The following is a 12,398-nucleotide window of genomic DNA, read 5'->3' on the forward strand; positions in this document are numbered from 1 at the left end:
AGAGATGCATTGTCTTGTTTACAGTGAAAATTGATTTTGAGGCTACTACCATTTGCGGCGAAAGCCGCCTTCAAGCCATCACTACTTGCTTATTTTGCCAGAATAGTACGAATATTCTGGCATTTTTTATTTTTGAGCACCGCCGCCTGTCTTTTTCTTAGGCGGAACAGGGGCTGGAGTAGGAGTTGTTTTTTTAACCGGCTGCGGATTTGTTGTTCCTTTCTTATTTGTGTTTTTGTTACTGTGTTCCTCTAGCTTCGACTCGTCGGCATTCCCATTTTCATCATAAAGCAAGCTTTCTTGTGGGAACTCCCCATCTTTCAATTTCTGATTAAAGATCTTATCAACGTGCACCCACTGACCTTCTTTCCATTTAAACGCTTCGTAATCGCCGTCGGGAACATAGGTGAATTTTTTTTCAGGCTCATCCGATTCTGAAATGAGATGATCAACAATAATCAGGTCTAGTTCAGGATCGTAATTAAAATATGTTTTAGCCTCTTTTTTATATTCAACGGAGTATCTAAACTGAGTAGGTTTCTTAATAGAATCCTCTTTGAAGGAAATGAAAGGACCTCCAAAAACAGGTTGGCCTGTTTCGTCAAAATGCATGACTTCCATCCATTTTTTATTGCTGTTTACGGTGAAGTCGTCAAATCCAAGAAGCGTGTAGTATTTTTTACCTTTATGTTCTTTAACCACCGCCTTGTAATAAATAGCACCTATCCAATTCCTCGCTGTTCGCACGGAATCTAAAGGTCTGGGAGTGTACATTGAATAGTCGAACAACGGATGACGAACCAATGCACCGTCTTTGGTATTCATTTGAATGACGCCTTTTTGGATCAGTACATACTCGTCTTTTTTCAATTGCCATGTAAAAATTCTAAACGCACTATCAGGCGAATACAATTTTGCAACGTTCATTGAATCAAAAGGGAAATAATAAGAATAGGGCGTTTTTAAAGCACGCATTAGCACTCGCACAAAAGAGCTGTCGGCTCTAAACCGCTCAGCAGGATTCTCACTGAATACCATTTTTTGAGAAAGCAACTTCAACGAATCGTCATAGGCAGTAAGCAGGGTTTTATCTGCCGACGAAAGTTTAGAAGGTTGGGCTTGCGCCGTACCAGCGAATATTAATAGGATAGCTAAAAGACGTGTCAACTTCATGTTTTAAGGATCATTGGTGGTACAAAACTATCTTGTTATTTCAAGAAACGGTGCTACAGGTCTAAAATTTTAACGAGATTCTAAAGCTTTTGCTAAATCGAGTAAAGAATCAGCCCTGTAATCAACGGTTTCGTCTTTTGGAACTTTGTCTTCACGGTTGTGAATGTACACTGAAAAAGCACCGATGTTTCGAGCAAATTCCATGTCTCCTTTTGTATTTCCAACCATGATTGATTTCGAAAAATCGATTTCAGGGAACTGCTCTTTTGCCTTGAAAGCCATGCCCGGGTTGGGTTTTCTGCAGGGGTCGCTACTTTCTGTTCCTTTGCAATAAAGCATTAAATCCATGCGGCCACCGGCTTCTTCCATAGTACTTTTCATATTACTATGAATCCTAAGCAACTCCGATTCGGGCATTAAACCACGGCCAACCCCACGTTGGTTGGTAACTAGCACAATTCTCGGAAATAGTTTAGAAAGCAATTTAATCGCCTCTAAAACACCGGGATAGAACTTAAATTCTTCCCAATTCATAATATAACCATGAATATTGTCTACGTTGATCACTCCGTCTCTATCCAAAAAAAGCGTCCATTGATCATCGATTGCAGGTAGGGGTTTACTCATAGATTTGGTAGTTCAATTTGTGCTTTTTCGAAGTCGGACGGAATTCCAATGTCAATAAAATAACCATTTTGGATGGCTCCGGTAAAGTTCAACACTTTATAGAATGCTTCATAGTACTCCTTTTCAAAAGAGAACTTCTCGGGTAGGGCTTGCTCTAATAAGCGGGGGATATTGATTAAGTACACCCCACCATTGATCAAGCCTTCCTCATAATATTGCTTTTCCTTGAATGCTACTATACGAAAGTTTCCATCTATCGATACCGCTCCATATCTATCAAAATCCTTCATAGGCTTTAACGATAGCGTAGCATCGGCTTTTGCTTTTTCGTGCAATGCAGCAATTTCAAGCAAATCAATTTGAAAAAGCGTATCACCATTCAGTACTAGTACGTCGTTAGTATAAGCCGCTTTCGCTGCCAATTGAATAGCACCACCTGTACCTAAGGGCTGCTCTTCTACTACCACGGTGTATTCTAATTGCGGAAATTCTTTTTCTAAATACCCTTCTATTATTTCATGTTTGTATCCTAGTGAGAAGATAAATCGACTAATTCCCTGTTTTTGGTAATAGTTGATCACGTACCACAGAAATGGCTTTCCTGCTACAGGAGCCATGCATTTAGGCAGGTCGGGTACGGCCGATCTCAATCGAGTTCCTAAACCACCGGCCAATACAATTGCTTCTGTAATTTTCATACTAGGATTGAGTTGTTTTGAAGTACTGCTCTTCAACCAACTGGCAAATAATATGGCCTAACATGATATGACTTTCCTGAATACGGGGTGTATCAGTAGATGGTACATTGATCAGAAAATCACTATTGTCTTTCATTTTACCGCCGGTAGCTCCTGTAAAACCAACAGTAGTGATGCCTTTGGCTTTGGCTACATCGAAGGCGTGGAGGATGTTTTTAGAATTTCCTGATGTAGACAAGCCCACTAGAAAGTCGCCGGGAGTACCGATGCCTTTGATTAGGCGAGCATATACCACATCATAACTATAGTCATTCGCTACAGCTGTTAAATACGACGTATTGCAATGAAGGGCTTCTGCAGGTAAGGCATCTCTGTCTGTATAAAACCTGCCGCTGAATTCAGCAGCCAAATGTTGTGCGTCGGCGGCACTGCCACCGTTACCACAAAAATAGATACGGTTTCCTTTTTTTAGTGCGGCAACCATCAGATCAGCAACCTGTTGGGTAATGCTCAACAATTCACTATTCTGGAGAATCTGTTGCTTCACGTCAATGGAAGCTTGAATTATATTTTTAATTGAAGTAGCCATCTCTTATATTATGATTATGAGTTAATTAAATAGTCCAACTTGTAAGCCCGTGATCTACAAATTGATAATGTTTTACGTACCCGCCGAATTGATTTAAGGCTTCCATCACAGCGTATTTTGTATTATCAGGGCAGTAGAAAGTCATAAAGCCACCGCCTCCGGCACCGGATATTTTTCCACCGGTAGCACCATTTCGCTTGGCAGTTTCATAAATTTCATCGATCAGTGAATTGGAAATACCTTCGGCCATTTTGCGTTTTTGCTGAAAACCGAAGTCTAAGATTTCACCGATTTCATGAATACGTCCTTTTAGCAAAGCCTCTTTCATCATTTGCGCCTGACTTTTGAGTTGATGCATTGCTTCAATTGACTTCTCTTTTTTCTCTACCACATTTGCACTTTGTTTTTCAATAATTTTAGCTGATTCTCTGCTTGTTGCAGTATAATACAACACTAAATTATTCTCCAATTCAAACAAATAGTGTTGTTTGATTCTTAGTGGGTTTACGATTACTTTGTCGCCTGCAAGAAATTCCATGAAATTAACACCACCAAATGTAGCAGCGTACTGATCTTGCTTTCCTCCGGCCATTGAAAGATCTTTTCTTTCAATTTCATAAGCTAAATGAGCAATATCGTATTCGCCTAATGGAAGTCGAAGCATTTCAACAAACGCGCCAATAATGGCCACAACTAATGTAGAAGATGTTCCTAGACCACTTCCAGCCGGGGCATCAACATAAGTAGACAATCTAAAGCCTGTAAGAGGCATTCCATATTCTTTTTGAATGCGATTGTATACTCCTTTTAATAAGTCGAGTTTCCCATTAATGGGGAGGGATGAGTTCCACTCGTATCTTTCTTCTTCTTTACGGTCGAGCGTTTGAAGAATGATAGCATTCTCTTTGAGGGGTTCTATATTGGCATAGGCATAGAGGGATACGGTAGCATTAAGGATCGCACCTCCATATAAATCACTGTACGGACTTACATCGGTGCCGCCACCGGCCAAGCCTATTCGTAAAGGTGCTTTACTACGATACATCATTTCGAATGGTTTTATCAGGAACGATCGTGGTTAAGGTGTTCATTAACTGCGACCAAGAATATTTCGATTTTTCTTCACGAAGATGCGGCAAAAAAAACTCTTCGCCTAATTCAAAATAGCGAATGATAGCGTCAGCAATGCTCTCCGCATTGGGTTCACAAACCAATCCCACTTTATTGTGTGGAACTAGAGATGGGAGTCCACCAACATTGGTTACAATCATGGGTTTTTCAAAGTGATAGGCAAGGGGAGTTACTCCGCTTTGAGTGGCATTTCTGTAGGGTTGAACAACTAAATCTGCCGCACTTAAGTAATACCGTACCTCACTATCTGGTATAAACTCAGTTCGTTGAATAACATCATTTTCAATACCCAGATCTTTAATTTTATTTAAATAGAATGCCGACTCTTCATAGTATTCCCCGGCAACCAAGAGCTTGAAATTCAATTGACCTTTTTGTTTCAAAAGTGAAATTGCATCCAAGAGCAGATCAAGACCTTTGTATTTTCTAATAAATCCGAAGAATAGGACTATGGGTTGATTTACATCGATCCCTAGTTGATTCTTTGCAGTAGATTTTAAAACTGCTTCTCCAAAATTATCGTAAAGGGGATGTTTTACTTCTTTAGCCGGTTTGTTTTTCTCGAAGCTTCGAAGATCATTCAATACCTTGGTACTCATGGTTACGAATCCATCACAAGATTTCAAAAAGTAACGAGTGAATGGACGATCGCCGGGACGCTTTTCGTGCGGAATAATGTTATCGGTTATTGCAACAATTTTACTGTGCTTGTTTCCTTTCAATAATCGCAAAATGGATCCAAGTGCAGGCCCCATAAGCGGAAGCCAGAAACGAACCACTACTAAATCGGGCTTTAGCTGCTTCAATTTCAATCCAACTTTAATCCAATTAAAAGGATTGATGGAATTGATGGCGGTTACGATTTTTATGTCAGAGGGAGCGGGGTCTGACGAATATTGAGTTGTACCGGGAAACAAAAAATCCGGGTATTGCAGTGAGAACGAATAGATGCTAGCATCATAGCCGGCATTCTGGAACTCCAAACAGAGCCGCTGATCAAAACTCGCCAAACCGCCTCTTAACGGATGCGCCGGACCTATGATAATGACTTTTTTCAAAAGGAAAACTGGACTGAATTTTATTAGGACAAATTACATTTCTTTTCAACTAAGTACTGGTTTCTGCCTGATGCATTTCGCGCCACCAATTCACCAATAAAACCTGCAAGAAACCATTGTGAGCCTATGATCATGATCATGATAGCAAAGAAAAATAAGGGTCGTTGGGTTAATCCGGTAGCGTCAAACAAAAATTTGGATATTGTTAGATATGCGAAAATCCCAAAGCCAATCAGGAAAAACAAGGTTCCCCAAAAACCAAAGAACTGCATGGGTTTCTTACCGAATTTTCCGAGAAAGGTGATGGTGCCTAGATCTAAAAATCCATTGATGTATCGTTCCCATCCAAATTTCGAATAGCCGTACTTACGAGCTTTGTGTTCAACTACTTTCTCTTCAATTTTTCTGAACCCCGACCATTTAGCAATCAATGGAATGTAACGGTGCATCTCACCATATACCTCAATGCTCTTTACAACCTTTGATCTATAGATTTTTAATCCGCAGTTGAAATCGTGCAACGGAATTTTTGAAATTTTTGAAGTTACCCAGTTAAAAAACTTAGAGGGAATGCGCTTTTCAAGGGGGTCGTGTCTTCTTTTCTTCCAACCACTAACTAGATCGAGTTTGTTATCTAGGAGCATGCTTCTCAACCCGGGGATTTCATCCGGACTGTCTTGTAGGTCGGCGTCCATAGTTACCACTACTTCTCCAATGCAGGCTTTGAATCCTTCATTCAAGGCTGCCGACTTCCCATAATTGCGTTGGAATTTGATTCCTTTAACTTCAGCGTATTTTGCTGAGAGTTTTTCGATCACCTCCCAGGAATCGTCGGTACTGCCATCATCGATCATGATTACTTCGTAGGACAAATTTTCTGCTTTCAACACACGATCGATCCAATCTGCCAATTCTGGCAGTGATTCTTCTTCATTAAAAACGGGAACAATTACCGATATATCCATAATTATCAAAATCAAGTGTTTTCAAAAGGCGTTTCAGCGCCGTCTTTTTTGGCGATAGCCGCACCAAGAAGAGAAGCCACAAGCCCCCCCACTAAATACCAGAAGAGAATCAGGATGATCACAAACACTGTATAGTTCTTGCTGAACATCTCCATACTTTGTTCAATTTGTTGTTCTGTGGCTTGGCCTGGGTTTTTCAATGCATTTTCTCTTGCGATTTCAATGATTTTTTCTTTAACATCCGGAAACAATGCGTTGAACAGAAGCGTGTAGGCAATCATCATTAAGGTGATTATAGCTACAGTTTTGAAACCGAACGCGAATAAGTTTCCAAAAGTTACTTTATGATCTCTTTCTTTACTGTTATTAATTATGGCAAAAATGATTCCACCGCCGAGTAACAAGACACCTACCCATTGATTCCAACTTTCGGTATATAAACCAGTGAAATAGGTAATTAAGGCAAAAACGATCAAAATAAGGCCGATAAAAAAGCCTGCTAAAACGGAGCTGGTAACTTTGTTTTCTGACATGATTCGTTAGTTTAGGTGAAGTTTTGAACCGTTAATGATTCCCAATACTTTACCCTTTAAGTTTCGATTCAAAAACGGTGTGTTTTTCGATTTCGAATGAATAGCTGCCGAAGTAAAATTTTGGTAATCGTTTGATTTATATATTGTTAAGTCTGCTTTTGCTCCTATAGTTATGGATGCAGCCGGCAATCCAAAGATCTTCCTCGGATTAATGCTCAGTAGTTCAGTCCATTTCGAGTTCGGCAAATCCTCCAGTACTGTTTGAAGTACGGAATAACTGGTTTGTAAACCAATAATTCCAAACCCGGCATATTCGAACTCCACCATTTTACTATCGATTTCATGTGGTAAGTGATGGGTTGCGAAGCTATCAACCGTACCATCAAGAACAGCAGCTTTTAAAGCTGATACTTCTTTTTCAGTTCTTAATGGGGGGTACACTTTAAGGTTACTATCATATTCCCACAGGTCTTTATCCGTAAAAAAGAGGTGATGGGGCGTTACAGAACAGGTTACTTGAGCACCGCTTTCTTTCGCTCTGCGGATGTATTCCAAAGATTTAGGAGAGGTAACACCTGTAAAATGGATCTTAGACTCTGCGTATCTGGCCAATTTAATGTCACGGGCCACTATCAATTCTTCCGCTAACATTGGCTTTCCGGGCATTCCCAATTGTGTGGAAACCAATCCCTCGTGCATTTGTCCGTGGCCTCCCAAGCTGGTATCATCGGGAATTTGGATGATCACTCCATCGAAAGCCTTTACATATTGGAGCGCTTTTACGAGGATTCCGGACGACTGAATAGGGTGGGTTCCATCACTAAAAGCTACTGCGCCACTGTTTTTCATGTCATGCATTTCCGCTAAATCTTGGCCGGCTGCCTTTTTAGAGACCGCCCCGATCGGAAAAATAGTAGAAACCGCACTGGAGGACTGATGCAGTAAGTATTCAATTTGTGTTTTATTGTCAATTACCGGATTTGTGTTTGGGATGCACATTACACCAGTGTACCCACCTGCCGCGGCGGCCTTTAATCCGGTAGCGATGGTTTCTTTGTGTTCGAGCCCTGGGTCGGCTAAATGGGCAAAGATGTCAACCCATCCGGGGCTTACAGTTGCTTGGGCAAAATCTAGTACTTCGCAGTTTTCTGCGGAGATGGAATCGCCAATTTCATGAATTACCCCATTTTGGATCAGAATGTCAACCGTTTTACCATTAAATGGTGATTGAGGATCATTAATAAGTGCCTGTTTTATAAGCCTGTTCATTGCAAAAAAGGAATTGAGCGAAGGTACGTTTTGTTCTTCAATAAAATTGGAGCAAATTCGAATGTGGAAATGTGGATAAAATCATTACTATTGTATTAGAATTAATGACTTACGAATTTTTTTCCCGTGAAACATAGTTCTGTATTGGTTTTCACGGAACGATCAAAATAAGAGATTCTATTTATTATTCACATCGCACTAAATCGAGCGAAATATTAAGTTTAAATTCTTTGTTTTCAAGAGATTAAAGGTTTCCTAGATACTAGGGGCCGCTATTATTCCGTTACTACTATAGGAATACTACTAGGTGTTTTTAATTGTATTACCGGAATTGTTCTTGTTAAAGCGTTGAAACAGAAAAAACTGTAGGGTGTAAACTATTCTCCAAAATTTAAAATGGGGGGCTTGCACTTTCGGGAAATGGATAGTAACTTTACGTTCCTATTGGTTACTATCTATAGTTAAATGTGCTAACAAACTTCAATTACCCTGTTCCACAAATCCTGTTAAGAACCCATAGTACAATAGTTTTTGGTTAAGTGCTAACAGAATAAGTAGCTGTTACTAGGTAAATTATGTGCCTACTATACTAAACGGTGAAAATCCGTGTTTTAATAGTGGCCCCCTTTATATCGTTGATCGGGAAACTCTGGCACTTGATGTGACAGGGAGTAGCGAAGCTCTGCGGTGTTAGGGAAATCAAACAGAAAGCTATGAACTGGAATGTTGTTTATACCAGACCTTGTTGGGAAAAAAAGGTGTCGAAACTATTAGACATTAAGGGCATTGAGAATTACTGCCCAATGCAGAAAAAGGTTCGTCAATGGAGCGACCGAAAGAAAATCATCTACGATCCATTATTCAAATCCTATGTATTTGTTCGAATTGATCAAAAGCAGCGTAATGAGCTCTTTAGCACCGATGGCGTGTTGAAATTGGTTCAGTTTGAAGGGAGAGCCGCAGTTTTAACCGAAGAGGAGATTATACAGATTAAAACGTTTGTTGAAGCATACAAAGATATATCGGTTCAACAAATTGATTTTGAGATAGCGGATACAGTTAGAATCAAAAGCGGACCGTTTAACGACAAAACCGGAAAAGTTATCCAGATCAAGAAAAACACTGTAAAGATATTGTTACCAACACTTGGATTCACATTGGTAGCTGAAATTGAAAAACAACAATTAGAAAAATTAGCAACAGCATAAATTTTATCACCTTAAACGAAACCTTAAGAAACCACTCGATTAATTATGAAAAAGTATAAAATCGCAGTCATTGGACTTGGCTATGTAGGCTTACCTCTTGCAATTGAATTTGCTAAAAAGTATCCAACTATTGGGTTTGATATCAACAAACGTAGAATTGGCGAATTGAGAGAAGGTAAGGATGTTACATTGGAAGTTGAAGACAGACAATTGTTAGAAGTAAACAAAGCTTCTAATGACGACAACAATGGTTTCTTTGTAACTGATCAATTAGATGAATTGAAAACGGCTAACTTCTTTATAGTTACAGTTCCTACACCGGTTGACAAACATAACAAACCTGATTTAACTCCATTATACAAAGCGAGCGAGACTGTAGGTAAAGTGTTGAAAGCGGGTGATATTGTAGTATATGAAAGTACTGTTTACCCCGGTGTAACGGAAGATGAGTGCGTTCCTGTATTGGAACGTGTATCGGGTCTCAAATTCAACAAAGATTTCTTTGCAGGATATTCACCTGAGCGCATTAACCCAGGAGACAAAGAACATACTGTTACTAAAATCAAGAAAGTTACATCCGGTTCTACTCCAGAAATTGGAAAAGAAGTAAACGATGTTTACTCAAGCATTATCGTTGCCGGAACACATTTGGCAACTACTATTAAAGTAGCGGAAGCAGCAAAAGTAATTGAGAATGCCCAGCGCGATATCAACATTGCTTTTATTAATGAATTGGCTAAAATATTCAACGCATTGAATATTGATACAAACGAAGTATTGGCTGCGGCAGGTACTAAATGGAACTTCCTTCCATTTAAACCAGGCTTAGTTGGTGGTCACTGTATTGGTGTAGATCCATATTACCTAGCCCAGAAAGCTATGGAAGTAGGCTATCACCCGGAGATCATTTTGGCAGGTCGACGTTTAAATGATGGAATGGGAGCCTATGTTGCAAGCGAGGTAGTGAAATTGATGATTAAAAAGGGAATTCAGGTAACGAATAGTAAGATTCTGATCATGGGCTTTACTTTTAAAGAGAATTGTCCGGATGTTCGTAATACAAAGGTGATCGACATTATTTCTGCACTAAAAGAATACAACCTCAGTTTGGATATTGTAGACCCTTGGGCTAACCCAGACGAAGTTGAGCATGAATATGGAATTCGCACCATTCAAAAATTGGATGACGGTGCAGCTTACGATGCAATTGTTGTAACAGTAGCGCACAAAGAATTTAATTCAGCAATGGTGAAACATCATAGAAAGGCACACAGCGTTGTGTTCGATGTGAAATCGATCATGGAAAAAGAAATCGTTGACGCTCGTTTATAAACCGTACACAATATGTATACTACACAGTTTCACAATAAAGACATTAGTAATTCTAGCTTTTTGGTTACCGGTGGTGCCGGATTCATTGGATCAAACATCGTTGAATACTTGATTCGGTATGGCGCAGGTAAAGTTAGAGTGCTGGATAATTTCGCTACCGGCTCGCTCGATAATATAAAAACTTACATGTCACTTCCGAATTTTGAATTGATGGAAGGTGATATTCGTGACTTTGCTACTTGTCAGAAAGCGGTTGAGGGAATGGATTATGTTTCACATCAGGCTGCCCTTGGTTCTGTTCCTCGTTCAATTGCCGATCCAATTACAAGTAATGATGTGAACGTAAGTGGTTTCTTGAACATGCTTACAGCGGCGCGAGATGCAGGTGTAAAGCGAATGGTATATGCTGCCAGTTCTAGCACCTATGGTGATCATCCCGGCTTGCCCAAATTTGAAGACAGGATTGGGAATCCTCTTTCGCCTTATGCGGTAACAAAGTATGTAAATGAGTTGTATGCGAATGTATATTCAAAGACTTACGACTTCCATACCATTGGGCTGCGCTATTTCAATGTGTTTGGCCCAAGGCAGAATCCTAGAGGCCCTTATGCGGCAGTTATACCGTTATTTGTAGAGTCGGCATTGAAAAATGAGGCCCCCTTTATTAATGGTGATGGTTTAACAAGCCGAGATTTTACATTTGTTGAAAATGCTGTTCAGGCTAATATCAAATCGTTAATAAATTCTGAAATCACTAAACACGAGGTGTGTAATATTGCGGTTGGTGAATCTAATAACTTGAATCAACTATGGGGTTATATTAGTGAGATCCTTGGTGTTTCGAAGCCTCCTCAATACCGTGAAGAACGCAAAGGCGATGTTAAGCATAGCCTAGCCGATATCAGTAAAGCCAATAATTTAATTGGATATCAACCTGCTGTTAAGATGCGTCAAGGTCTTGAAGTTACGGTTCAATGGTATCAACAACAAGCTCAATCACCTATTGCCAAATAACCCATACAAATTGATCATATGAACATTAAACTGTGGAGAAACAACTTGTTTGTCTTAATTCTAGGAATTTTCGGTTTAACAGTTGCTTTTAGTTCTTGTACCAATGTGAAAAAACTTCATTATTTCACAGATTTACCGGAGACTACACTAGATACATTACCTATTCTGCAACAAGAGGAGCGAATTATTGAAGCCGGTGATGAAATTGAAATTTTTCTGAGTACGCCCGACACAGGGGTTATCGGCCCTTTTCTTAAGTTGCCTGCCAACCCTTCTACTGGTGGCGTATCAGTGTATAAAGTAAATCCTGATGGAAGAATTGAAATGTCTGGTATTGGAAGTATTCCAGCTTCCGGCTCTACAACAGCCGAGCTTAAGAAAAAGATATCGAACGCACTTTCTCCTTTTATTAATGTTAAGAAATTATTGATCGAAGTAAAGTTTACGACATTTAAAGTGACGATGATGGGAGAAGTAAGATCTCCGGGAACAGTAAACCTGCCCATCTCGAAAAACACCATTCTCCACGCATTGGCTGCAGCAGGCGACCTTCCTTCTACCGCGATGCGTTATGACATAAAGCTCTTCCGTGAATACAATGGAAAGAGAACTGTTAGAACTATTGACTTGAGAAGTAAAGAAGTATTGACCAATCCGGATATCTATTTACTGAAACCCAATGATGTAATATATGTGAAGTTGAGAAAAGCTTCTGTGTTCAAAGAAGATCTCACAATCTATACAACCATTTTCACTATTGTAGTATCAGGTGTTTCACTTGGACTCGCGTTAACAAGATAA

13 protein-coding genes are annotated in these 12,398 nt (G+C 39.7%); 4 read left to right on the top strand and 9 right to left on the bottom strand.

Going from position 1 to position 12,398, the window contains the following annotated elements:
- Window positions 1-126: 126 nt before the first annotated feature.
- From ACQ2HE_RS13905 to ACQ2HE_RS13945, 9 genes are all read right to left on the bottom strand, one after another.
- Window positions 127-1,173, bottom strand: coding sequence for a hypothetical protein (locus ACQ2HE_RS13905; protein WP_430895846.1), 1,047 nt, complete (start codon window positions 1,171-1,173; stop codon window positions 127-129).
- 69 nt (window positions 1,174-1,242) lie between these two features.
- The gene (locus tag ACQ2HE_RS13910) at window positions 1,243-1,800 is read right to left on the bottom strand and encodes a D-glycero-alpha-D-manno-heptose-1,7-bisphosphate 7-phosphatase (RefSeq protein WP_430895845.1); all 558 of its coding nucleotides are present in this window, start codon (window positions 1,798-1,800) and stop codon (window positions 1,243-1,245) included.
- Window positions 1,797-2,498 carry a nucleotidyltransferase family protein gene (locus ACQ2HE_RS13915; protein ID WP_430895844.1) on the bottom strand — a complete coding sequence of 234 codons (702 nt, stop codon included), beginning with the start codon at window positions 2,496-2,498 and terminating at the stop codon, window positions 1,797-1,799. Before ACQ2HE_RS13915 ends, ACQ2HE_RS13910 begins: the two co-directional genes overlap by 4 nt.
- A gap of 1 nt (window position 2,499) precedes the next feature.
- On the bottom strand, window positions 2,500-3,087 hold the full coding sequence (locus ACQ2HE_RS13920; protein WP_430895843.1) for a D-sedoheptulose-7-phosphate isomerase: 588 nt from the start codon (window positions 3,085-3,087) through the stop codon (window positions 2,500-2,502).
- A gap of 25 nt (window positions 3,088-3,112) precedes the next feature.
- Window positions 3,113-4,135 carry a GHMP family kinase ATP-binding protein gene (locus tag ACQ2HE_RS13925; protein WP_430895842.1) on the bottom strand — a complete coding sequence of 341 codons (1,023 nt, stop codon included), beginning with the start codon at window positions 4,133-4,135 and terminating at the stop codon, window positions 3,113-3,115.
- Complete coding sequence (locus tag ACQ2HE_RS13930; RefSeq protein WP_430895841.1) at window positions 4,122-5,276, bottom strand: glycosyltransferase; 1,155 nt, start codon at window positions 5,274-5,276, stop codon at window positions 4,122-4,124. The genes ACQ2HE_RS13925 and ACQ2HE_RS13930 overlap by 14 nt, the downstream gene beginning before the upstream one ends.
- Window positions 5,277-5,299: 23 nt before the next feature.
- Window positions 5,300-6,241, bottom strand: a complete 942-nt coding sequence (locus ACQ2HE_RS13935; protein ID WP_430895840.1) for a glycosyltransferase family 2 protein — start codon at window positions 6,239-6,241, stop codon at window positions 5,300-5,302.
- 11 nt (window positions 6,242-6,252) lie between these two features.
- Complete coding sequence (locus tag ACQ2HE_RS13940) at window positions 6,253-6,774, bottom strand: DUF4199 domain-containing protein (RefSeq protein WP_430895838.1); 522 nt, start codon at window positions 6,772-6,774, stop codon at window positions 6,253-6,255.
- Window positions 6,775-6,780: 6 nt separating this feature from the next.
- The gene (locus tag ACQ2HE_RS13945) at window positions 6,781-8,043 is read right to left on the bottom strand and encodes a dihydroorotase (RefSeq protein WP_430895837.1); all 1,263 of its coding nucleotides are present in this window, start codon (window positions 8,041-8,043) and stop codon (window positions 6,781-6,783) included.
- 713 nt (window positions 8,044-8,756) lie between these two features.
- On the opposite strand from ACQ2HE_RS13945, the gene nusG reads away from it, so the two are divergent.
- The 4 genes from nusG to ACQ2HE_RS13965 are packed head-to-tail and all read left to right on the top strand — an operon-like array spanning window position 8,757 to window position 12,398.
- Window positions 8,757-9,251, top strand: a complete 495-nt coding sequence (gene nusG / locus ACQ2HE_RS13950; RefSeq protein ID WP_430895836.1) for a transcription termination/antitermination protein NusG — start codon at window positions 8,757-8,759, stop codon at window positions 9,249-9,251.
- A gap of 45 nt (window positions 9,252-9,296) precedes the next feature.
- Window positions 9,297-10,583 carry a nucleotide sugar dehydrogenase gene (locus ACQ2HE_RS13955; RefSeq protein ID WP_430895835.1) on the top strand — a complete coding sequence of 429 codons (1,287 nt, stop codon included), beginning with the start codon at window positions 9,297-9,299 and terminating at the stop codon, window positions 10,581-10,583.
- Window positions 10,584-10,595: 12 nt separating this feature from the next.
- Window positions 10,596-11,597 carry an SDR family oxidoreductase gene (locus ACQ2HE_RS13960; protein WP_430895834.1) on the top strand — a complete coding sequence of 334 codons (1,002 nt, stop codon included), beginning with the start codon at window positions 10,596-10,598 and terminating at the stop codon, window positions 11,595-11,597.
- Window positions 11,598-11,615: 18 nt separating this feature from the next.
- Window positions 11,616-12,398 carry a polysaccharide biosynthesis/export family protein gene (locus ACQ2HE_RS13965; RefSeq protein ID WP_430895833.1) on the top strand — a complete coding sequence of 261 codons (783 nt, stop codon included), beginning with the start codon at window positions 11,616-11,618 and terminating at the stop codon, window positions 12,396-12,398.

It is taken from the genome of Endoryza foliicola (assembly GCF_050589245.1).
Taxonomy (GTDB): domain Bacteria; phylum Bacteroidota; class Bacteroidia; order Chitinophagales; family Chitinophagaceae; genus Endoryza; species Endoryza foliicola.

Excerpts from the sequence above, each read along its gene's own strand:
- ACQ2HE_RS13905 (WP_430895846.1), bottom strand. The coding sequence starts at position 1,173 with ATGAAGTTGACACGTCTTTTAGCTATCCTATTAATATTCGCTGGTACG.
- ACQ2HE_RS13910 (WP_430895845.1), bottom strand. The coding sequence starts at position 1,800 with ATGAGTAAACCCCTACCTGCAATCGATGATCAATGGACGCTTTTTTTG.
- ACQ2HE_RS13915 (WP_430895844.1), bottom strand. The coding sequence starts at position 2,498 with ATGAAAATTACAGAAGCAATTGTATTGGCCGGTGGTTTAGGAACTCGA.
- ACQ2HE_RS13920 (WP_430895843.1), bottom strand. The coding sequence starts at position 3,087 with ATGGCTACTTCAATTAAAAATATAATTCAAGCTTCCATTGACGTGAAG.
- ACQ2HE_RS13925 (WP_430895842.1), bottom strand. The coding sequence starts at position 4,135 with ATGATGTATCGTAGTAAAGCACCTTTACGAATAGGCTTGGCCGGTGGC.
- ACQ2HE_RS13935 (WP_430895840.1), bottom strand. The coding sequence starts at position 6,241 with ATGGATATATCGGTAATTGTTCCCGTTTTTAATGAAGAAGAATCACTG.
- ACQ2HE_RS13940 (WP_430895838.1), bottom strand. The coding sequence starts at position 6,774 with ATGTCAGAAAACAAAGTTACCAGCTCCGTTTTAGCAGGCTTTTTTATC.
- ACQ2HE_RS13945 (WP_430895837.1), bottom strand. The coding sequence starts at position 8,043 with ATGAACAGGCTTATAAAACAGGCACTTATTAATGATCCTCAATCACCA.
- nusG (WP_430895836.1), top strand. The coding sequence starts at position 8,757 with ATGAACTGGAATGTTGTTTATACCAGACCTTGTTGGGAAAAAAAGGTG.
- ACQ2HE_RS13955 (WP_430895835.1), top strand. The coding sequence starts at position 9,297 with ATGAAAAAGTATAAAATCGCAGTCATTGGACTTGGCTATGTAGGCTTA.
- ACQ2HE_RS13960 (WP_430895834.1), top strand. The coding sequence starts at position 10,596 with ATGTATACTACACAGTTTCACAATAAAGACATTAGTAATTCTAGCTTT.
- ACQ2HE_RS13965 (WP_430895833.1), top strand. The coding sequence starts at position 11,616 with ATGAACATTAAACTGTGGAGAAACAACTTGTTTGTCTTAATTCTAGGA.